Origin of the sequence: Dyadobacter sp. LHD-138 (assembly GCF_030929615.1) — a bacterium.
Lineage (GTDB): Bacteria > Bacteroidota > Bacteroidia > Cytophagales > Spirosomataceae > Dyadobacter.
This window is the reverse complement of record NZ_JAVFVU010000016.1, coordinates 17,093-38,227: the sequence shown is the minus strand read 5'-3', so window position 1 is coordinate 38,227 and position 21,135 is coordinate 17,093. Positions and strand designations below refer to the sequence as shown.

Sequence of the window (21,135 nt, the reverse complement as noted above, 5' to 3'; positions counted from 1 at the left end):
TAAATATATTTATTTTAACTGATATGCTACCACACTATTTTTGAAAAATGTTGGTATATATACAATCTTTTTTACCGGGTCATAGCCAATATCCGCTGTGTTGCTCGTCGCAGGGCGTGTATCCAGTATCAATTCTTTCGATCCGTCCGATTTTACATAGTAAACGGCACCAGCCCAGGAAGACACCACATACTCGCCTGGTTTCACCTGCTCGATACCATCCGTGCTTTTGTCCATACCCTCAGCAATTGTCGTTGGCTTCTTGTTCGCATCCAGTTTGATCAATGATCCGCTGTCGAGAATCAGCAAATCCGAGCCAACTGCCAATAACCCGTTTGGGCGCGTCAGTGCTTCGTAATAGGTAGAAATTTTACCGTCTTTTAATAAATGAACTTTATGCTGATCGGAGTCAGACACGTAAATGTTTCCCTTCGCATCAATCGTCAGGTCATTTAAGAATTTGGATCCTTCAACCGGATATTTCTTTAAAATTTTTCCGGTTTTAAAATCAATTTCTACGATATCCGTAATATCGGCAACATAAAATTTAGAGCCTAACTTGCCCATTCCTTTCGGCGCATTAAGTCCCGATACCCAGTTTAAATCAACAATTTTTCCATCCAGTCCTACTTTTCCGATTCCGCCTTTTCCATCCTTTTCGCCGCCTTTTCCGTCAATTTGAGCTACATAAAGCATTTTATCCTTTGCGCTGTAAAACACAGATTCAGGGACGGGGATTGTGGCTTCTGTTGCCCAAATTTGCGTCAATGAATTTTGAGCCTGTGCCGTTAAAGCAGCTGAGGTCGCTAATAATGCAGTTAATAAAATGTTTTTGGTTTTCATCCGGCCTTTGTTTTGGTTAGCGTTAGGGAAAATAGATAGGTGTATTAACTGATACCTGAAATTGTTATACCAAAGCTAAATAAAAAAACACAAAAAAAGTCCGGTCAGAAAGAACCGGACTTTTTTAAATTTTTTGCAAAAAGAGTACTACTTCTTCTTTTTGGCTTTTTTCTTGCTGGTTGCAGCAGGTTCCTCAACCACTTTCGTTAAGTCTTTGATACGAATATTTCTGAATTTTAATGGAGATCCGTGTCCAAGGAAGCCCAGATATCCTGAGGTATTTTTCAAGCCAGGATGTTCACGGTGGTCCGCTGTTCCGTTTTTACTCGCTTCTGCAAGATCGCCTTCCAGGATTACGGTTCCGTTCAGTGTCACCTTGATTTTAGAACCTTTCAGATAAACTTCTTCGTAGTTCCATTCACCCAATGGTTTCAAATATCCGCGTTTCGCAGGAAGAATTCCATAAGCCGAACCATGGTACTGGTATTCTTTCAAATCTTTATAGATGTCGGCATCGTTGTCCAAAATCTGAATTTCAGTGCCTACATAAGCCGCGTCGCCCTGCATCGGTGTACGGATACCCAAACCGTTGTTAGCTCCCGGCGTAAGTTGAAATTCAAAACGGAAAACGAAGTCGCTATATTCGTCTTTTGAGTAAAGATTGCCCTTTCCTCCGCCGTTTGGATTCAATACCATTTCGCCGTTTTTGCTCGTGTAGTCGGTTGTATTACCAGCCCATTCGTGCATGTTGGTACCGTCGAAAAGGATTTTATAACCTTCTTTCTTTTCTTCTTCTGATAGAACAAACGGCTCAGGACGAGCGATTTCGCGGACATAGACATTACGGTAATAAATGATATTGCCATGCGCCTGCAATTCCAATTGCTCTTTCACAAAAATCGGCAGTTTACGGTCCCAGTAGTTTTCAAGAATTACATTGTCTACTACTTTTTCTCCGTTTAGCTCAACCGTCACACGGTCACCGATCATGGTAATGTGGAAATTATTCCAGTCACCGATGGCGTTGTCAGCAAGTTTGGTCGGGTTTTTAGGATTTTTTGTATTGTTATACAAACCACCTGAACCTACCTGCGCACCCACTTCCACACGCGAAGTATCCCAGATCTGCACCTGCGGTGTTCCGCGAAGATAGATGCCGGCATCACCTTTTGATTCAATTTTCCAGTCGACAAACATTTCGAAATCTCCGTATTGTTTTACCGTACAAAGGTTATCGCCGTGTCCTGAGAAAACCAGCTCGCCATTTTTAGCGGCCCAGCCGGAACGCATTACGTCATCCGCTTTTTTCTGTTTGGCAGCCAAAGTGTCGGCGTTCATTTTGCCGCGCGCAATCGGGTTTTCTACCAAACCCTTCCAGCCTGAAAGATCTTTTCCGTTGAACAAAGAAACAAATCCCTCGCCAGCTGGCATTTCGGATAAATGCTTCCGAATTGATTCCTTCTGGTACTCGCTGTCCTGGCCCTTAAGTGCCGCTGAGGTTTTTGTTAGCAATGAACGAACTTCTTCACCCGTAAAATTTTTATTGGCCAGGCCAACACTCATCACAGCCTGTGCCGCAGCTTGCTGCACAGCACCGGTTGCATCAAGATACTTACCAGCCAGAAGCAAAGCGCCAAAGGTTTTATATTTTGGCAATTCTTTCAATATCAATTCCTTTTGCGCATCCGTTTTTGCAATGTCAAGCGCGTTGTGCAACATCAAAACCTTATTAACCGGTGTTTTAGGCGATTTTGTAATGCCTGACACATAACCCGTTAAAGCAAGATTGAAATCCTCTGAATCCGTTGATTTCTTGGCAATCGCCAAAAGTTCATTGGCAGCGCTTGCATCCGTCCAGTTGGAAAGTGCAGCGATGGCCGCTTTTTTAGAAACCGCATCGCCCGAATTGTACGAAGCAACAACAGAAGTTAAAGCTTTGGTGCCACCGATACTTGCCAAAACCGCAAGATAGCGTGATTGTTTATCGGCAGGAGAAGTCGTGATTTGTTTCAGGATCAGGTCGCTCTGGGCAGAAGTATTTCCGGAACCTTTTACACCCGTGATCACGGCTTTCTGAACGGCAGAAACTTCATCAGCATTGCTTACAGCGTTTAAAAGTGTAAACAACTGAGGCAAATCATTTGAAGTAGCCAATGATTTCAAAGCGCTGAAAGCCGCCGATTTTACTTCCGGATTTGCACTGGTCAGCAACGCCGAAACAGTACTCATTTTAGCACTTGCAGCTCTTGCAGCCAACACATCAATAACGGCAGGTTGAGCCGTTGCAGGCAAAGCAGGCAATGCGGTAGCAAGCTGATCCACCACAGTATTTCCTTTCAAAGTCAGAAGCGTATTTTTAACGGATTTGATTTCGTCCGAAGTTCCTTTTTTCAGTATTGGAAGCAATGCAGGCAAACTGCTCTCACCGCCAATTTTTCCGACAGCCCAAATCGCAGCCGCTTTTACTTTTGAATCTTTTGATGCCAAAGATTTGGTAACCGCTGGCAAAGCGTCTTTTGACTCAGTACGTCCAAGCATGTAAATAATTTCAGACTGAACTTCCGGTTTTGCTTTTTTCAAAGCGTTCAACCAAGGTGTGGTTCCGTCCGCCATCGTGTATTTTTGACCCAGTTTCAGAGCCGCAGCGCGATACTCAGCATCTGTACTTTCCATTGCTTTTACCAAAACAGGAACACTTTCACGTTTTTTGCTGTCTGCATAAATTTTCAAAGCAGAAGAACGGGTGTCCGTTTGTTTCGGATCTACCAGCGTTGTTGTAAGTGCCAGCGCAGCTTTTTCTGCAATGGGCGCATTGCCTGTTAATGACAAACGGGACAAGTAATTCAGATAGGCCGCAGTCGAATTAGCTTCATCGTAACCATAACTGGCTTTTTTAGCAGCAGCAGCCAATATCGCTTCCGAAGAAGGTACGCCGATTTCAGAAAGCGCGAATAAACTTACTTTACGCAGGTTCAGCGCTTCGCTTGCAGCCGTTTTTTCAATCGCTGAGGCAGCATCTTTATAGCGGCTAGCACCCAGTGCTTCGGTAATTGAAATCTGAGGATTACCTTTTGCATTGGTCAAACCTTGCAGCAATGCCTTTCCGGCAGCCTCTGATCCTATTCTTGCCAATGTTCTTGCCGCTGGTCCTGATAATTTTTCGTCCGTCAGAAAAGTGGCCAATGCCGGTACAGCTTCGTCTTTACCAATCGTTTGCAGCTGATAAATCAAAAATTGTTTGTTTTCCGATGCTTCTACTTTTGATAAAGCTTCCACATAAGCTTCGGCGGCCGTTTTACGCCATGCTTCTTTTCCGGCTTGTGCAGTATAGTAAGTAAAACCAGCCAAAGCATATTGAACTTTGGTATCGTCTCCTTTGCCCGGTGCAGCCAGCATCGTCGCAATCTGAACCAGACCTGGTTTCCCAAGTTCGCCCAGCTCGTCCATGTTTTTCTTTAACTGTGTTGCATTATCAGCCGGCAGCTGTGCCAGTAAGTCGGCAATCCGGGTTGATAAGGTTCTGTTTTTATCCAATTGAGCCATTGCACCCGTATTCAGCATACAGCAAGCAAGCAGCGCATATATAATTTTTTTCATGATTTATTTTAAATGAATGAAACGGTTTTGGATTTTCTCTTCGCCGTTGGTCCGGTTAGGAGATTTTTACGTCCATGATATTTACATGGTCCAGGGTCCACGCATAGGCTGGTCGATCAGACGGTTTGCGCCTTCGTCGTCGATAAATTCTTGCTTGACAGGATCAAATTTCAACGAGCGGCCCAAACGAAGCGCGATCAGTCCCATGTTCACCAATGTACATGAACGGTGTCCGTTTTCTTCATTCAATGCAAATTTCTGACGGCTTTTTACCGCTTCAACAAAATCTGTAACCTGCGGCTCAGGGTCCGGGAAGGCAGCCAGTTTCTTTTCAAGATCCTGAATATCCGAACGGAAATTAGGATAAAGTTTGCCTTTAGGTCCCTCGATATAAGCAACGTTTTCATCTTTTGCCTCACCATCCAGCACGATCTGGCAGCCATCGGCGTAGGTATATGTGATACGTCTCCACGTGCCAACGGCTTCCGAGTGCTGCTGCGGTGCATCCACTTCAACACTTACCGGGCTGGTATCGTCTTTACCAAGAAAATACTGGATCGGGTCAATATAATGTTGTCCCATATCACCCAATCCGCCTCCATCATAATCCCAATAACCCCGGAAAGTCTGGTGAACGCGGTGTGCGCTGTATGGTTTGTACGGTGCTGGTCCGAGCCACATGTCGTAGTCAAGTTCGGCCGGAACAGGCTGAGGCTCGTTAACCGTTTTTCCAACCCAGTAAAACTTCCAGTCGAAACCGGTATGCTTGCTCACCGTCACTTTCAACGGCCATCCCAACAATCCGCTCTGAACCAATTTTTTGATTGGCTTCACGGTTGTTTTCATACCATAAAAATTATCCTCAAAACGGAACCAGGTATTCAGACGGAAAATTCTTCCGTGCTGCTGAACTGCTTCTACCAAACGTTTTCCTTCGCCGATTGTCCGGGTCATTGGTTTTTCACACCATACATCTTTCCCTGCACGTGCCGCATCGGCGGCGATGATTCCGTGCCAGTGCGGCGGAGTCGCTACGTGAACGATATCAACTTCCGGTAATTGGATTAATTCGCGGTAGTCTGAAAAGGTTTTTACCCCTTTGTCTACCAGGTCAACGGCTTTTTGAAGATGGGTTTTGTCAACATCGCAAAGTGCTACTACCTTGGTGCCGGCATAAGGAATGTGGCCGCGGCCCATGGAACCTACGCCCACAATGGCTTTGGTAAGCTGGTCGCTGGGCGCAATAAAGCCTTTGCCTAATACGTGGCGGGGTACGATGGAAAATGTGACGAACGTCGCCAGCGAACCTTTGATAAAGTTACGCCTGGACGAAGAAGTGCCTTTCTTTTCTTTCATTAGTTAAGGGATAATTTAGGAAATTGAAAAGTATAGGATTGTAAATAATATTACTAAATACGTGTGAAATTATGACATTATTTAGAATGTAACAAAGGGAGTTATGTGATTCGGGATAATATTTCAATTTAACTTCTTATCCGACAATTATTTGGATAAGTATTTCAGCAGCTGATCACGCACAGGAATATGGCATGTATCCGGGTGATCCGAAAAATGACCGAACAAATACATTCACGCAATGAACAACAAAAGCGTAGCCTTTATTAAAAGACCACGCTTTTGGTTTTGACCGGCTTGTTGTATTTTATCAATAAGTCAGCTTGAAAATTTTTCCGAGTGCCATCGATAAAACAACATACGTTTTATCGTCAGTACGTTCTATATCGGTTGCCATCATGATGCCGTCCATGATTGTGGTTCCATCTTCATTGGAAATTTTACCGGTATTAGGTACAAAACCCGGAGGGGGAGGGGAAAAAGAAAACTGAGCGAATGAAAGCACCAAAGGTTTATTGGTAGGGGTCAGTACAATGTCAACCAGGGTGGTAAATCCGCTTTTGTAAAGTGATACATTGCCAGCTTTGTCAACCTGCTGAATCGTTGCCAGACCGGGAACGAAAGGAAATCCGCTCAGGGAAGATACCAGAAATTTTGTCCCGTCATACACGATACCGGTTGGTACGAAATCAACTTTTTGTCCCTGATTGTCGTAAGGCGGGAATTCGGCAAAAATAGCCAGCGACTTATCCGGACTGCGCTTTACGATGGCGTTGGCGGCAGCGTCCGTTATGTAAAGATCGCCGTTTGGTCCCCAGGTCAGGTTATAAATATTGGACTCGTGTTTGTGCACCTTGAAAGCTGAACCCAACACAAACAGATTAATGGTCTCATTAGGTAAAGCAGCGGCATCCATTGCAGGCGTTACGCCCGGTTTAAAATTAGATACATCGGCAATAAACAATTTGCCCAATACACCGTGCAGAATGTAAAGTTTTCCATCCTTGTAGCTCAAATGGGTAAGGCCGCTTGGCGTTTGCTCAGGACTGATGTCGGATTTAAAACCCGTGATGGCAGGCCAGATTTTTCCATCAGGCGTAATCACCGAAACTCTTCCGGAATTTCCCTGTCCGGTTCCTTGTTCGGTCACCCATAAATAGTTGTTTGCCCCCTGGGTTATTCCCAACGGTGCCATAAGACCGCTTGAAAACTCAGCGGATTTGAATTGCAGCGGATCCTCGATAATCGCGTGATCGGTACATCCGGCGGTAAAAATCAGTAACAGAAGGGTGAGCATTAATAGAAATGATGCTTTCATAATGGTAATATTTATGTCGTTGATAAGCAAAGTATTACGCGATATTAATAAACAAATTGCTCTCGTCGAAAGACGATGTAATATTGTTATTATTCGGTCATCAGGGGAGCTGATGCAGGTAGGCATAAACCGCTTTCAGCTCATTATCGGTGTAGGTGAACTCCCGCCAGGGCATCGCGTCGCTCAACTGCCGGCCTTCGGGTGTTTTACCGGTACGTAAAGTCTTGATAAAGCCTGCTTCTGTCCATTTTCCGAGATTGGCGGTGGAGCTTATATTTGGAATTGGCGGTTCATCAGGGTTATGGGCCGGTGCTCCTTTAAAATTATCACCGTGACATCCTTTACAGGTCAACGTCAGGTATTTGCCATATTCTGGCGCTGTACTGGCAGTCACAACATCGGGATAAACGGCATTGTGGTCAATTTTTTCAGCTGGGAAAAGCGGGAATTCTCCCAGAAATGTCAATATCCGGCCCAATGGTTTCAAAGATTTTTTATGATTGGCCTTATCAACCGGCGGGCGGGTTTTTACATAACTGATCAGACAGGCCATATCCTGATTTGAAATCTGGTAAATTTCATGGGAAGGCATAAACCAGAGGGAACGGTTGTCTTTTCCCAGGCCGTGGCGTAAAGCCCGGATCCAGTCTTCATCGTCATATTGGATGCCGCCCTTACCGGAAGTAATGTTGGCGCTGTACAAGATGCCGATCGGTGATTGTTCATCGGCGAAAGCACGGCCACCGGAAAGGTCATGTCCATGACATCCCTTACAGCCGCGAATCTCTGCAATATGTTCGCCTTTTGAGCGGGAAAGGCTATCGTCCGGGATGGTTATTTTCTGAAGTTTTGCTTCATAGACTTTGTCGGCTCGGGCTTCTGTGCTGTAATAAACATAGAGATAAGCAATCCCCAGCAGAACCAAAATACTACCTAACGTAATACCGGTCCATTTCAGTATTTTTCTGATCATAGCTGTACACTTTAAATGTAAATCAATAGCTAACGCCTTGCTTGGGCTTTTTACAAAGCATTTGCAGGTGCCGTGGCGGTTTTTTGTAGAGAATAACGTAGCAGATTTAACTTAGTGATAAAGTTATAATGTGTCTGATAATCAGTCAACTGAATTTTATCGAATGGTAACGGATTTGAGTAAACGGTTGTGCCCTGAATATACTTATCAGTGCTTTCTGATAAACATATTCAGGGGCAGTATGTTTGGATGGAATAAAGTTGAAAAGTGATTTTACAACGGGATATTACCGTGTTTTTTTCTTGGCAGGGTGGCTACCTTATTTTCAAGCATCGCGAAGGCGCGGATCAGCTTTTCCCGGGTTTGTTCAGGGTAAATTACTTCATCAACATAGCCGCGATGCGCTGCCCGGTACGGGTTTGCGAATTTCCTCGTGTACTCTTCTATTTTCTCCTGCAACTTTTCGGCCGGATTTTCTGCTTCGGCAATTTCTCTTTTGAAAATGATCTCAGCTGCGCCACTGGCGCCCATCACGGCGATTTCTGCGGTTGGCCAGGCAAAATTCATATCGGCGCCAATGTGTTTGGAGTTCATCACGTCATAGGCGCCTCCATAGGCCTTGCGGGTAATGACGGTAATACGCGGGACAGTTGCCTCGCAAAACGCAAAAAGCAATTTAGCTCCGTTGGTAATAATACCATTCCATTCCTGATCGGTACCTGGCAAAAATCCGGGGACATCTTCCAATACGAGCAAGGGGATATTAAAACAATCGCAAAACCGGACAAACCGTGCCGCTTTCTGACTCGCATTGATGTCCAGAACACCCGCCAGTACGGCAGGCTGATTCGCCACAACACCAATACTTCTTCCGGCAATACGCGCAAAACCGACGACGATATTTTCAGCGAAATGTTTATGCACTTCAAAGAACGTATCGCTATCCGCGAGCTCTTCGATAACCTCACGAATGTCATAAGGCTGGTTCGGATTTTCGGGAATGATGTTGTTGAGTACCGGCCTGGATTCGTTGGCAGGATGATAGGGCAGACGGGGTGCGTCATCTTCGCAGTTTTGCGGAAGATAACGCAACAATTTTTTGATGTATAACAAACATTCCACTTCGTTGGGCGCTACAAAATGCGTCACACCGGATTTGGTTGCATGCGTCATGGCTCCGCCCAGTTCCTCGGAAGTTACGTCTTCATGCGTAACCGTTTTGACCACATTAGGTCCGGTCACAAACATATAACTGCTGTTTTCGACCATCAGAATAAAATCCGTAATGGCCGGAGAATAAACTGCGCCGCCGGCACAGGGGCCCATGATGGCAGAAATTTGTGGAATAACGCCGGAAGCCAGCGTGTTTTTATAAAAGATGTCGGCATAACCCGCCAGCGAAAGCACACCTTCCTGAATACGTGCACCGCCTGAGTCATTTAAACCGATAACCGGCGCCCCGTTTTTCATCGCCAGATCCATGATCTTGCAGATTTTTTCGGCGTGTGTTTCAGAAAGCGACCCACCGAAAATGGTAAAATCCTGTGCAAACACATAAACCAGTCTGCCGTTGATTGTACCATATCCCGTCACCACGCCATCGCCCAGATAATGTTCCTTATCCAGCCCGAAATCCCGGCTTCTGTGCATGACAAATTTGCCTATTTCTTCAAAAGAACCTTCGTCCAGTAAAATCAAAACTCGTTCGCGCGCGGTAAGTTTTCCTTTTGCATGTTGGGTTTTAATCCTTTTTTCGCCTCCCCCAAGGTCAGCTTCTGCATTTTTTTTATCTAAAAGGTCTTTTTTCGAAGTCGCGGCAAATCTTGATTCCATGTAATACGGACGATATAGTTACATTTGTTATTAAACAGATTCATAAATATAATGTCATTTTAACGGAATCGGGAAATTTTTGCATTTCTATGAGGCAGAATGGTATGCGCTTTACTTTTTGGATGGTGATTCTTTGCCTTGTTCAGGTAAAAGTTACGGCACAAACAACCGGCGGAAGGAGCGGACTCAATTTTCTGCAACTTCCGGCGCAGGCAAAAAGTACGGCGCTGGGAGCGAACCATATGACCATTGCCGGTAACGATCCGGCTCTGTTTTTACAAAATCCTGCACTACTGGATTCCACAAAAGAGGATCAGGTTTCATTGAATCTGATGCCTTACCTGGCCGATACCAAATTTTTGAATCTTGCCTATGCCAACGGCGTAAAGCGTACGGGAGGAACCTGGGGCGTAGGATTGCAATATCTTAATTATGGCAACATGACCGAAACCGATGACATTGGTAACGTGATCGGAGAATTCAGGGCGGCGGATTATGGTTTATCGGTCGGTTATGGGCAAACCATTGGTGCTTTTACCCTTGGCGGCACGGTGAAAGTGGCCGGTTCTTCCATTGAATCTTATCATGTTTGGGGTTTGGCGGTTGACTGGGGAGGTGTTTTCAAGCATCCAAAGGAGGATTTTACCGTTGGTTTTGTTGTTAAAAATCTCGGTTTTTTAAGACAAAATTTTGTCGGGGCTAATGACCCGATCCTGCCGGTGGACCTCCGGGTTGGGACTACATTTAAGCCTAAGTACATGCCAATTCGGTTTTCGGTAACCATCCATCATCTGAACCGTTTTGATATGGTTTACAACGATCCGAACCTTTTTTTTACCTACGATTTAAGCGGTGCCCGAACTCCCCGTAAAGTGGGAATTGCCGAGAAGTTAGGGCGCCACGTGTCTTTGGGTGCCGAATTGTTACTCCATAAAAATTTCAGAATATTGTTAGGTTATGATCATTTGCGCAGGCAGGAACTCAGGTTGAATGAGGCCGGTGGACTTGCGGGATTTTCCTTTGGCGCATGGCTTCGGGTTAAACGATTTGAGATCAGCTATGGCCGGGCGCAATACACACCCGGTTTCGGGAGCAGCTCTTTGTCACTTGTGATGAATTTGAAAAAGACTGCAAAACAGTAACGTATGGCTTCTTATACCAGGTTTTTCTTCATTAACGGACTTTAATGATTTGTTAATCAGCTTTTAATCTCATCTTAATTATAATAATCTGGTAATAGTGGCTTCATATTCAAAACATGGTAAAAGGGTTTATTTGTGCAAATTATTCAAACACCATGACCATGTTGAGCAAAAAACTTTTACTATCATCTTCTTCTCTTTTGAGCCTGCTTTTGCTGGCAGGCTGTGAGGACCACCGCATGTCCGATAGTCCTGACATTACAGTAACAAACCGTTCGGTTACGCCTGTTCTGGCAAAATTACTGCCCGGTGCGACGAACGGACGTATTGGTGCGAGCGGCGTTAAAATGTATTCGTTGTTAAGCAGTGATGATGTGTTGGAACAATCGCCAAATTTTGTTTTTGGTGGTTCCGCCGATGGGGCCGGTCTTTTCCAGAACCCGGATGGAAATTACACGATTCTTGTCAACAATGAGGATAATTTTGCAGTTTCCCGTATCACACTGGACAAGACTTTCAAGCCGGTAAAAGGAGAATATGTATTGAATTCGGATGGCGGAACCTGGCGTTTATGTTCGGCAACGCTGGCTACTCCGCTGGAACATGGTTTTGGCCCGGTTTTCCTTACGTCGGGTGAAAGCGGACTGGAATCCAGAACCCATGCACTAAAAGTTGATGCCAATGTAAGCCAGGCGAATATCTCCCGCGAGATGGCCGGACTGGGCCGATGGAGTGCAGAAAATGCGCTTCCTTTGCCTAAAACAGCATATCCTGGAAAAACAATTATCATGATCGGTGACGATGATTCGGACGTAAATGGCGGGCAGCTGGCGATGTATGTTTCAAACACGGTCGGTGATCTTGACAATGGTTTGCTTTATATGCTGAAACGCACGGATAACAACCAGAAAGAAATGGATATGAAAGTAGGTTCAATGTACGATGTTGAATTTGCTAAAATAGAGAACCACAAAACGCTTACGGGAGCGCAGATCAACGCGAAAGTAAATGACTTGAAAGGCATGAAATTTGGCCGTGTAGAGGATGTAGATTACCGCAAAGGCGGTGGAGCAAATGGCCGCGAAGTGATTTTCGCGGTAACCGGTCAGGATAACTCAGGTGCAAATGCAGACTATTCCCGTTCGAAATATGGCCGCGTTTACCGTTTGGTGATGGATGAAAAAGATCCGACAAAAGGTAAACTTGAAGTTTTGCTGGATGGCGATGATCGTACAGGTATTGCTAAAACTTTCCAGGATCCGGATAACGTTTGTGTTACAACAAATTACGTGTATATCATGGAAGATCCGAATGGCTATGGTGATGAAAAACATGACGGTTATGTTTATCAGTTTAACCTGAATACGAGACAGTTGACACCGGTTATCGAAATCGATCACCGCAGAACAGAAGCGGATGCTGCAAAATACAATGTTGGTGGTACGTCAAAACTGGGTTCGTGGGAAAGCAGTGGTATGATCGACGTGTCTGATGTGACGGGCCGTCCGAATACGTTCATGCTGGGCATACAAGCGCATACATGGAGAGGAGCAAGATATAAAGGCGTTGACGGCGGTTCGGTGCGCAAGTCCGAAGACCAGGCTAGTCAGCTGATCCTGATCGAAGGTTTACCTCGTTAATTTAATATTTCCAAAACGCCTGGCGGGTGCAAAATTCCTGTCAGGCGTTTTTTGCATGAATTATCATCTGCTTTTCTGCATCCATACTGCTATGTTTTCTGAGCAAAAATCAAATATCGTTACCCGCCCGTCCGGACGGAAAAATATGTTGTGGTTAACCTTGTCTTCATTGGTTCTGCTGACGGGTGGTTTGTACTCGTCTTGTTCCAAACCGGATACTCGGCCTGTTCAAATCGTGAAACAAGCTTTTATGAAGGATATTGACGGGTTGGATAGTGCCGTGAGCCAGTTGCAGCGTGACTTAAAGGCGAACAAATCTGCGTCTACCATTCAATCGTCATTTTGTAAAGCCAGACTGGCCTATAAACGTGTTGAATTTATTTCGGCTTATTATAGTCCCGAGACCACCAAAGCGCTTAACGGACCCAATATTCCGGAAGTAGATGACGATTTAAGGGTTAACCCACCGCAGGGATTTCAGGTGCTGGAAGAGTTGGTTTTTCCTGAAATTGATTCAGCTGGACATGAGGAAGCGATGGAGCTGGCGGCTGTGATCCGCTCTAATGTAAATCGCCTGCGAAAAATTTCTGCCGGTAATGAACTTACCGACAGTCATGTTTTTGACGCCATGCGCCTGGAAGTATTTCGCATTGTATCACAAGGAATTACGGGATTCGATTCACCGGTTGCATTCCATTCTTTACCGGAAGCAGCGAGTTCACTGGAAAGTTTGCGGGAACAGTTGACGTATTATGATTTGAAGGAACGTGATCACACGCTTGCGCAGAAACTCAATCAGTCGTTTGATAAAGCCATTGATAAACTGAAACAGGGAAGCGATTTTAATGGATTTGACCGTCTGGAATTTATCCATCAGGATGCCAATGTATTGAGTAGTTTGCTGCTTGATGCTCAAAAAACATTAGCGATTCCGGTTTTTATAGAGAAACGCTTGTTGTCGCCATCTGCCCGAACGTTAACGGATTCGGGAGTTTTCAATCCCGATTTTTATGTAAATCTTGATGCGCAGCAGTCCACCGCCGACCGTATTGCGTTGGGCAAAATGCTGTTTTTTAATCCGGTTTTGTCCGGGAATGGAGACAGAACCTGCGCCACCTGCCATCAACCCGAAAAAGCGTTTACGGATGGCGAAACGAAGAGTTTTGCCGTTGGTCTGGATGGTAGTCGGATTGGTCGGAACGCACCCACGCTTTTGAACGCAGCTTTTCAGGCCGTTCAATTTGCCGACTCCCGTGTTGCTTTCCTGGAAGATCAGGCGAGTGATGTTATTGAAAATCAGCAGGAGATGCACGGTTCTTTACCCGAAGCAGTGAGGGCTTTAAAACGGCAGCCGACGTACCAGAAGTTATTTGCCGGTTCGTACCAGGAAGGGATTACGGAGCATACGCTTAAAAATGCCATTGCGAGTTATATTCGTTCCCTGAATACTTTGGATTCCAAACTGGACGGATATTTTCGTGGTAATACGCAGGCCCTGACGGTTGAGGAAAAATTTGGATTTAATGTATTTATGGGAAAAGGAAAATGTGCGACCTGTCATTTTTTTCCTTTGTTCAACGGCACGGTTCCACCGGCTTATCAGGAAACTGAAAGCGAAGTACTGGGTACCCCGGCAACAGTTGCGGGCAAGAAAGTTGACCCGGATGTTGGCAAGTTTATCCTTACCAAACGCGAACCGCATCGTTATGCGTTCAAAACGCCAACCGTTAGACATATTTCTCAGACAGCACCTTACATGCACAATGGTGTCTTTAAAACTTTGGAAGAAGTTGTTGATTTTTACAACAAGGGTGGAGGAAATGGGCTTGGTTTTAACCTGGAAAATCAGACATTGCCATTTGATAAACTGGATCTGACAGATCGTGAGAAAAAGGCTTTGGTGGCGTTTATGAAGGTGATGTAATCCTGAATATTGGCGATGCTGTTAGGAGATGCCAGATGAGCAATCAGCAAAGTGTTATCATCCGGATAGGTAAACGTTTCTTTCGGGGAAACCTTGGGTATGTTGTCGCTGCCGGAAGTTGCGAGTCAGCATAAAACACTTTTGTCGATGTATTGTTTTACTTCTAGGGTAAGCATCATTCGAATACTACTTTTTATACAGTTGCAAAACAAGATTGACGGTCATAGCTTAATCGAAAGTTGTAAATGCCCATCCAAACCGAGCTCAACTATTTTCTGCAAAGTGGAGATACGAACCTCTTTGACGTTATTTTCTATCTTGGAAATATATGAAACAGTAAATAGTCGATCAACTATTTACTGTTTGTCAGACGTTTACTTGCTGGTTAAGTAACTTTTGAAAACCGCATGTCGGGAATTACCTGTTCTCCAAAACCTCTCCTTTTTCCAGTTTCAAAAATCTGGTCACACAGGAAGGAATTTCGTTCAGATAGTGCGAAACGTATATCAGCGTCCTTTCGGGTGTTTTACAAACTGAATCGACAACGGATTTGAAATATTCGATGGATACGGTATCCAGTCCCTGGCAAGGTTCATCCAGAATTAATAGCGGAGGGTTTTTAACCAAAGCCCTTGCCAGTAAAACGAGTCTTTGTTCTCCTTTGGACAATTGTGAGAAATCTTTTTCGATCAACGGATGAACATGTAACAATTCGGCAACTTCATGCACCCGCTCAATCTGGATTTCTGTCAGTTTCTTAAAAAATATGCCTGTTGCATCAAAAAAGCCTGATGCGATGGTTTTAAAGACCGTGGTGTTTTTCGGGAAATACAAATGTAGCTCTGGTGAAACGTGCCCGATTTTTTGCTTGATATCCCAGATAGAGGCACCAGCTCCTCCGCGTTTTTTATCAAACAAGTCGTAATCGTTGGCAAAACGCTGTGGGTTATCGGCGGTGATTATGCTTAACAAAGTAGATTTTCCGGATCCGTTTGCCCCCGATAGCGCCCATTTTTCCCCTTTTTTAATCGTCCAGTTGATGTCTTTTAAAATCTGATCCTCATTGTATTTTACCTTAATATTCCGGAGGTCAATCGCGGTTTCGAAATCGCTGAAATTGGGTTCTCCGAAATGTTCGAGTTTTTGAGGATCGGGTTGTGGGAAGGCTTCCGGAGTCTGATTTGTTATCTTAAAATCGCTGATTGGAGCCAGTTTTTCTATATTGCCATGATTCATTTCCAGCACATGCGTAATGCAAGACGGAATTTCCGTTGCGATTGTGCCAATAACGATCATTACACCGGACTGTGAGAGCTCGCTTAATGCATTTCTCAAAACCTCACGCGAATGTACATCCAGTCCGCTGAAAGGATTGTCCAGTAAAAGTATTTTCGGGTGTTTTAACAGCGATTTAGCCAGCAGCATTCTGCGGGTTTCTCCATTGGAAAGTGTTACAAAAGGGTGATCCAGCAAATGGGTGATGGATAGCAATGTACTTACTTTTTCCAATTGCGCATGATCTACCTTAGATGGCTCCAGATGCACAGAATTCTCATTGACCGTCCCCACCGGTTTCAGCTGATCGGTTAAAATAGCACGGACGGTAGGGGCGCGTTCCGCTTCGTAGGCATGAAAACGCTGCTGGTAATACTCTGCACCGGCATTGACGATGCGGTTAAATGAATAATCATTCGGCACAAATTCGATTGTTTCGCGAACGGGTTCGGTAAATCCATAATGCAATTTTCCCTTCGATACCGGCCATTTTCCCGCGAGAATGTCAAGTAATGTTGTTTTCCCTGAGCCGTTCGGGCCGATAACTGCCCAGTGTTCTCCAGAATTTATTTCCCAGTTTATTCCGCTTAAAACGGTTGTATCGTATTTTTTGACAAAAACATTTTCTAGTGCTATCTGAATCATACTCATTTACGCCATCGGTGTTACTAAAATCGCCGGTATAAGCCGCCGGTTACATTTATTTGACAAAGATTGTGAACTTTGACGGGAATCAAAAGGTGGCAACGAGATAAAAAATACGCCTGTCATTCGGTTTAATCCCGACAACAGGCGTATAAATAACACTATTCTTTATGAAATATTATTGATGAAGTTCGAGATTAAATTCTTTCATCATTGAGCTGATAAAAGACGGAAGGTCTTCTGTTTTTCTGCTTGTTATCAACCCATTGTCAGTAACCACATCCTGATTGATCCATATTGCCCCGGCATTTTCAAGGTCTGTTTTGATTGCGATGTTCGAAGTTAAAGTCCTGCCAAGTACTACATCGGAATCAATTAATATCTGCGGGCCATGGCAAATGGCCGCAACAGGTTTATAATTTTTAAAAAATGAACGTACAAACTGTACCGCTTTGGGATTGGTACGAAGCACGTCGACATTCATTACCCCGCCTGGTAAAAGCAGGGCATCATAATAATCGGCTCTTGCGTTATCTAACGGCACATCCACCCTGTGTGTTACGCCCCAATCTACTCTGTTCCAGCCTTTAACCGAATCTTTATTTGGAGAAATTATATGAGTTGTCGCACCATTTTGATTCAAAGTTTCACGTGGGCAAGTCATTTCGACCTGCTCAAATCCATCTGCTACTAAAATAGCCACCCTCATTGCATTTGATGTCGAGTTCATATTGTGGATAGTTTTTGAATTATGACTTGATATTCTTTAATAAAATACAGAAATACAAATAATATGCCAATGCGAAAGGCTCCCCAAAAAGACTTAATAGAGATCGAAACGTGGTGAAGAAACCACAGTGTGGTGCAGATTTTCTCTGTTGTTAAATTACAAATTTTTCAGGGTAAAACAAAGCGGACAGCCAAAATTTTTTGGCTGTCCGCTGCAAGGCATTTTGACTAGAAATTAGATCTCTACACTCCCGACATTTTCAAAAATCAGCTCGCCATTCGCATTTAATTCCATCATAATCACAGAATCCTTGGCAACCTGGCCACTTAAAATGCCTTTTGAAAGTTCATTTAGTATTTTACGCTGCATGACACGTTTAAGCGGACGCGCTCCGAATGCCGGATCAAAACCGTCTTCTCCTAGTTTTGTCAGTGCTTCATCCGTTGCATCCAGCGTTACGCCTTGTTCCTGCAACATTTTCTGAATTCCTTTGAACTGAATATCCACGATCTTGCGAATATTTTTCATTGAAAGCGGTTCAAATAATACGATCTCGTCAATCCGGTTCAGGAACTCAGGACGTACCGATGCTTTTAAAAGATCCAGAACGGCCTGTTTTGCTTCTTCCACGATCAGCGTATGATTCCATCCTTCATCCTCGGCAAACTTTTCCTGAATGATATGACTTCCGATATTCGAGGTCATGATGATAATCGTATTCTTGAAATTCGCAACACGGCCTTTATTATCTGTCAAACGACCTTCATCCAAAACCTGCAAAAGTATGTTCCAGACATCCGGATGGGCCTTTTCTATTTCGTCCAAAAGAATAACGCTGTACGGCTTGCGACGAACGGCTTCGGTTAATTGTCCGCCTTCATCATAACCCACATAACCCGGAGGTGCCCCAACCAGACGGCTTACCGCATGGCGTTCCTGATACTCACTCATATCGATCCGCACCATGGCGTTTTCGTCATTGAACAAGTATTCAGCAAGTGTTTTTCCAAGTTCTGTTTTACCGACACCCGTCGGGCCCAGGAAAAGAAAACTGCCCAGCGGACGTTTGGAATCCTGTAAGCCAGCCCTGCTGCGACGAACCGCATCGGAAACAAGCGTGATCGCTTCTTCCTGTCCGGCAACACGCTGATGCAGATGGTCTTCCAGATGCAAAAGTTTTTCCTTATCACTTTGCAGCATTTTACTCACGGGAATACCCGTCCATTTTGCCACAACTTCCGCAATTTCTTCCGGTGTAACTTCCTCCTGCATCAGACTTTCCGCATTTTCAGAAGCCTGTAATTCTTCCAGTCGTTTGTTCACTTCCGGGATTCGACCATATCGGATCTCGGCAACTTTTCCGAAATCACCGGCGCGTTCAGCCTGTTCTGCTTCCAGACGTAACTGTTCCGTCTGTTCTTTTAGCGAACGCACTTCGTTTACTTTCCCTTTTTCATTTTCCCAAAGCGCTTTCAGACTATTTCTTCTTTCACTCAGGTCGGCAATTTCCTTGTTTAATATAGACTCTTTTTCCTTGTTATTTTCACGGCGAATGGCTTCGCGTTCAATTTCCAGCTGCATAACCTTTCGGTTCAGCTCATCAAGTTCTTCGGGAACACTATCCATTTCGAGACGAAGTTTTGAGGCAGCCTCGTCCATTAAGTCAATCGCTTTGTCAGGCAGGAAGCGGTCGCTGATGTAACGTGTAGAAAGCTCAACGGCCGCGATCACGGCGTCATCCTGAATCCTCACACCGTGGTGCAGCTCATATTTCTCTTTGATACCGCGCAAAATACTGATGGCATCGGGAATCGTCGGTTCATCCACCATAACGGCCTGGAAACGGCGTTCCAAAGCTTTATCCTTCTCCATGTATTTTTGATATTCTTTCAGCGTGGTTGCACCAATCGCATGCAATTCACCACGGGCCAAAGCTGGTTTTAGCAAATTGGCAGCATCCATCGCGCCTTCACCACCGCCACCGGCGCCGATAAGCGTGTGAATTTCATCGATAAACAATACGATTTCCCCTTCGGAATCTGTCACTTCCTTGATAACGGCTTTCAGACGTTCTTCAAATTCACCTTTGTACTTGGCACCTGCGATCAGCAGACCCATATCCAGGGAAGCGATAATTTTTGATTTAAGGTTTTCAGGTACGTCGCCCTGAACAATTCTTTGGGCAAGTCCTTCGACGATCGCCGTTTTACCAACACCCGGTTCACCTAATAGAATCGGGTTGTTTTTGGTCCTACGACTTAATATCTGCAAAACACGCCTGATTTCTTCATCCCGGCCGATCACAGGATCTATTTTTCCGGCTTTTGCGAGTTCATTTAAATTTTTGCTGTACCGTTCCAGAGAACGATATTTTGCTTCTGCGTTTTGATCTTTCACGGGGTTATTTTTTCCTCTAAGTTCTTTAATGGCGTTAATAAGCTCTTTCTCCTTAAACCCAACTTCCTTCATCATGGCAGCTGTGGAATCTTTTCCACTTACAATCCCCAGTAAAAGAAGCTCAATACTGATGAATTCATCACCGAACTCTTTCAGATACTGCTGCGCTTTGGCTGTGGCCGCGGCCAGGTCGTTTCCAAGAAAAGACTGGCTTGAACCCGTCACCCTCGGATAACTGTCAAGAATTTTTTGCAGACGGTTATTTAAAATGTCTGCACTTATATTTAAATAATTAAGAATAAACTGTGACGTATTTGGATCTTCTTCCAAAATGGACTTAACAACGTGCCCCGTTTCAATGGCCTGCTGCTGGTTTCCCTGGGCCATTTGCGCGGCGTGTTGTATAATTTCCTGCGCCTTGATAGTATATTGGTTGAAATTCATGGCGGTATTTAGTTGAAATTTGGTAACATACATTCTTTCCTCAAAACAGTATGCCGGATCGTAAAATCGGAAATTATGTCGCGATCCGGGGAGTGTTTTGATGAATATACGTCAAAAAGTCATATTTGGGTAAGGATTTTTGAAAATATTAACCAGGAATGGCTGAGAACCCACCAGCGGCTTTCGTCTATTTATTAGGTTTAAATGTTTAAATTTAACAAAAATATTGGAGCCTTGAATTGCGGGAAAAGTTAATTTTTAAGATAAATTTTAATGAAAATCGGTCTTTTGGAATGCGACCATGTTCGCGAAGAATTAGTGCATATTGCGGGAGATTACCGGCAAATGTTTCCTGCCTTGTTTGCGGCGATAGCCCCACACTGGGAGTTTGAATTTTTTGATGTTTGCAATGGTCATTTCCCGGAATCCGTAAACACCTGTGATGTTTACATTTGTACGGGTTCAAAGTCCTCGGTTTATGATGAGGAAATATGGATTGATAACCTTAAAGCCTTTGTTCAGGATTTACATAAGTCGAAAAAAACTTTTATCGGGGTGTGTTTTGGACATCAGATGCTGGGGGAGGCGCTGGGTGGAAAAGTGCAAAAGTCGGCTGTTGGCTGGTGCGTGGGCGTTCACCCTTTTGAAACCCTGGTACATACAAACTGGATGCGTCCGGCGATGACATCCTTTAATCTTTTGATGATGTGTCAGGATCAGGTTTTGACCTTGCCGGCCGAAAGTATTTTACTGGCCCAAACCCCTGACTGCCCGCACGCCATGTTTCAAATCGGGGAAAATATGCTGGGTATTCAGGCGCACCCGGAATTTCCTAAAAGCTATGATAAGGCTCTGATGGAACTGCGCGTGGACAGGATTGGCGCACGGAAAGTGGAGCTGGGCATCATGAGCCTGGAATTGCCGACTTCGGAAAAAAACATAGCGCAATGGATTGTAAACTTTGCGGAAGCGAATAAATAATGGCGAAACATGCTATAATTTTTTGTTGTCACCTAAG

General features: G+C 44.5%; 13 protein-coding genes. 4 read left to right on the top strand and 9 right to left on the bottom strand.

Translation table 11 applies throughout. The features are described 5' to 3' along the window. Nucleotides 1–9: 9 nt before the first annotated feature. The 6 genes from RB622_RS14005 to RB622_RS13980 form a co-directional block, all read right to left on the bottom strand. Nucleotides 10–843 carry an ATP/GTP-binding protein gene (locus RB622_RS14005; RefSeq protein WP_308047188.1) on the bottom strand — a complete coding sequence of 278 codons (834 nt, stop codon included), beginning with the start codon at nucleotides 841–843 and terminating at the stop codon, nucleotides 10–12. 147 nt (nucleotides 844–990) lie between these two features. Next, entirely contained in the window at nucleotides 991–4,440 is a 3,450-nt protein-coding gene (locus tag RB622_RS14000; RefSeq protein ID WP_308047187.1) for a family 16 glycoside hydrolase, read from the bottom strand. A gap of 81 nt (nucleotides 4,441–4,521) precedes the next feature. Next, a complete protein-coding gene (locus RB622_RS13995; protein ID WP_308047186.1) occupies nucleotides 4,522–5,796 on the bottom strand; it encodes a Gfo/Idh/MocA family oxidoreductase in 1,275 nt (424 codons plus the stop codon). Between the two features lie 310 nt (nucleotides 5,797–6,106). Beyond that, the gene (locus tag RB622_RS13990; protein ID WP_308047185.1) at nucleotides 6,107–7,114 is read right to left on the bottom strand and encodes a ScyD/ScyE family protein; all 1,008 of its coding nucleotides are present in this window, start codon (nucleotides 7,112–7,114) and stop codon (nucleotides 6,107–6,109) included. Nucleotides 7,115–7,214: 100 nt separating this feature from the next. Beyond that, on the bottom strand, nucleotides 7,215–8,087 hold the full coding sequence (locus tag RB622_RS13985; protein ID WP_308047184.1) for a cytochrome c: 873 nt from the start codon (nucleotides 8,085–8,087) through the stop codon (nucleotides 7,215–7,217). Nucleotides 8,088–8,360: 273 nt separating this feature from the next. After that, nucleotides 8,361–9,920, bottom strand: a complete 1,560-nt coding sequence (locus RB622_RS13980) for an acyl-CoA carboxylase subunit beta (protein ID WP_308047183.1) — start codon at nucleotides 9,918–9,920, stop codon at nucleotides 8,361–8,363. A gap of 104 nt (nucleotides 9,921–10,024) precedes the next feature. Between RB622_RS13980 and porQ the strand changes: the two genes are divergently transcribed. The 3 genes from porQ to RB622_RS13965 all read left to right on the top strand — a co-directional run bounded on the left by porQ (nucleotide 10,025) and on the right by RB622_RS13965 (nucleotide 14,626). Beyond that, the gene (gene porQ / locus RB622_RS13975) at nucleotides 10,025–11,062 is read left to right on the top strand and encodes a type IX secretion system protein PorQ (protein WP_308047182.1); all 1,038 of its coding nucleotides are present in this window, start codon (nucleotides 10,025–10,027) and stop codon (nucleotides 11,060–11,062) included. 161 nt (nucleotides 11,063–11,223) lie between these two features. Further along, nucleotides 11,224–12,702: a hypothetical protein gene (locus RB622_RS13970; RefSeq protein ID WP_308047181.1), complete on the top strand. Its 1,479-nt coding sequence runs from the start codon at nucleotides 11,224–11,226 to the stop codon at nucleotides 12,700–12,702. A 91-nt stretch (nucleotides 12,703–12,793) separates the two neighbouring features. Next, nucleotides 12,794–14,626 carry a cytochrome c peroxidase gene (locus RB622_RS13965; RefSeq protein ID WP_409021476.1) on the top strand — a complete coding sequence of 611 codons (1,833 nt, stop codon included), beginning with the start codon at nucleotides 12,794–12,796 and terminating at the stop codon, nucleotides 14,624–14,626. Nucleotides 14,627–15,043: 417 nt separating this feature from the next. Here RB622_RS13965 and RB622_RS13960 read toward each other — a convergent pair whose 3' ends face one another. The 3 genes from RB622_RS13960 to clpB form a co-directional block, all read right to left on the bottom strand. Continuing rightward, nucleotides 15,044–16,546 carry an ATP-binding cassette domain-containing protein gene (locus RB622_RS13960; protein ID WP_308047179.1) on the bottom strand — a complete coding sequence of 501 codons (1,503 nt, stop codon included), beginning with the start codon at nucleotides 16,544–16,546 and terminating at the stop codon, nucleotides 15,044–15,046. Between the two features lie 178 nt (nucleotides 16,547–16,724). Continuing rightward, nucleotides 16,725–17,276 (bottom strand): type 1 glutamine amidotransferase domain-containing protein, encoded by a 552-nt coding sequence (locus tag RB622_RS13955; RefSeq protein WP_308047178.1) that lies wholly within the window; start codon nucleotides 17,274–17,276, stop codon nucleotides 16,725–16,727. Nucleotides 17,277–17,510: 234 nt separating this feature from the next. Next, the gene (gene clpB / locus RB622_RS13950) at nucleotides 17,511–20,117 is read right to left on the bottom strand and encodes an ATP-dependent chaperone ClpB (protein ID WP_308047177.1); all 2,607 of its coding nucleotides are present in this window, start codon (nucleotides 20,115–20,117) and stop codon (nucleotides 17,511–17,513) included. A gap of 273 nt (nucleotides 20,118–20,390) precedes the next feature. Between clpB and RB622_RS13945 the strand changes: the two genes are divergently transcribed. Next, on the top strand, nucleotides 20,391–21,098 hold the full coding sequence (locus RB622_RS13945) for a glutamine amidotransferase-related protein (RefSeq protein WP_308047176.1): 708 nt from the start codon (nucleotides 20,391–20,393) through the stop codon (nucleotides 21,096–21,098). The last annotated feature ends 37 nt before the right edge of the window (nucleotides 21,099–21,135 follow it).

What these genes read in the sequence shown, in the direction of transcription:
- RB622_RS13980 (WP_308047183.1), bottom strand. Translation starts at nt 9,920, where the DNA reads ATGGAATCAAGATTTGCCGCGACTTCGAAAAAAGACCTTTTAGATAAA.
- RB622_RS13965 (WP_409021476.1), top strand. Translation starts at nt 12,794, where the DNA reads ATGTTTTCTGAGCAAAAATCAAATATCGTTACCCGCCCGTCCGGACGG.
- clpB (WP_308047177.1), bottom strand. Translation starts at nt 20,117, where the DNA reads ATGAATTTCAACCAATATACTATCAAGGCGCAGGAAATTATACAACAC.
- RB622_RS13990 (WP_308047185.1), bottom strand. Translation starts at nt 7,114, where the DNA reads ATGAAAGCATCATTTCTATTAATGCTCACCCTTCTGTTACTGATTTTT.
- RB622_RS13995 (WP_308047186.1), bottom strand. Translation starts at nt 5,796, where the DNA reads ATGAAAGAAAAGAAAGGCACTTCTTCGTCCAGGCGTAACTTTATCAAA.
- RB622_RS14000 (WP_308047187.1), bottom strand. Translation starts at nt 4,440, where the DNA reads ATGAAAAAAATTATATATGCGCTGCTTGCTTGCTGTATGCTGAATACG.
- RB622_RS13955 (WP_308047178.1), bottom strand. Translation starts at nt 17,276, where the DNA reads ATGAACTCGACATCAAATGCAATGAGGGTGGCTATTTTAGTAGCAGAT.
- RB622_RS13985 (WP_308047184.1), bottom strand. Translation starts at nt 8,087, where the DNA reads ATGATCAGAAAAATACTGAAATGGACCGGTATTACGTTAGGTAGTATT.
- RB622_RS13960 (WP_308047179.1), bottom strand. Translation starts at nt 16,546, where the DNA reads ATGATTCAGATAGCACTAGAAAATGTTTTTGTCAAAAAATACGATACA.
- porQ (WP_308047182.1), top strand. Translation starts at nt 10,025, where the DNA reads ATGCGCTTTACTTTTTGGATGGTGATTCTTTGCCTTGTTCAGGTAAAA.
- RB622_RS14005 (WP_308047188.1), bottom strand. Translation starts at nt 843, where the DNA reads ATGAAAACCAAAAACATTTTATTAACTGCATTATTAGCGACCTCAGCT.
- RB622_RS13970 (WP_308047181.1), top strand. Translation starts at nt 11,224, where the DNA reads ATGTTGAGCAAAAAACTTTTACTATCATCTTCTTCTCTTTTGAGCCTG.
- RB622_RS13945 (WP_308047176.1), top strand. Translation starts at nt 20,391, where the DNA reads ATGAAAATCGGTCTTTTGGAATGCGACCATGTTCGCGAAGAATTAGTG.